Source organism: Vibrio sp. OPT46, from assembly GCF_015163535.1.
Lineage (GTDB): Bacteria > Pseudomonadota > Gammaproteobacteria > Enterobacterales > Vibrionaceae > Vibrio > Vibrio alginolyticus.
Map to the genome: position 1 here is coordinate 1 of NZ_JADDYG010000175.1, position 613 is coordinate 613.

Genomic DNA, 613 nt, shown 5'->3' on the forward strand with positions numbered 1-613 from the left:
AAAAAAGTTTGGCGTAGCCAAACATAGATATGGATAGATAAAGATAGAAATAAATCGATATGAATAGTATTTACCAATCTAAGAAGCGGCGAAGCCGCTGGTTCTCCCAGGGGGGAGAATGCTCAAGAGGCGGCGAAGCCGACCTTATAGTTACAGCACGTGCGGATGGAGCGAAGCGGTGGGGGAGAGGCACCAATGAGTACCTTAAAGTGTGGTGGATACCGTGTATAGTTGACTAATTTTTGTTCGATAGTGGTTCAAATGAGGTCCGATTTAGACCTCAATATTTGAAAACGAAGTATTAAGTCAAAGCTGATAATGGCCAAGCAAATGTACTCAATGAGTTGTCTGACTCTTTGATTTTCTCCACAAGGTCATCCGCTCCGACTTCAATACCACATTCATACAGTCCATAAACCTCTTTTACAAAGAAAGGTTCGTCCGAACTAGTATCCTTTACCATTTTTCGATTAAGGCATTCATTAATAAATGTTCTAGAGACATGTAAGTTCTCAGGATGTTGCCTGTTCCAGGTATCGATCGTATGCATTCTGGAATCTTTGATATGAGCGAGGTGCTGACTAATTTGTCCTCCAATTATCGACACTATGAC

At 41.4% G+C, this 613-nt stretch carries 1 protein-coding gene; it reads right to left on the reverse strand.

Annotated elements, in window-relative coordinates:
- Positions 1 to 301 precede the first annotated feature (301 nt).
- Positions 302 to 613, reverse strand: a 312-nt coding sequence (locus IQR33_RS08385; RefSeq protein ID WP_228013805.1) for a hypothetical protein, incomplete at its 5' end; no start/stop codon positions are given.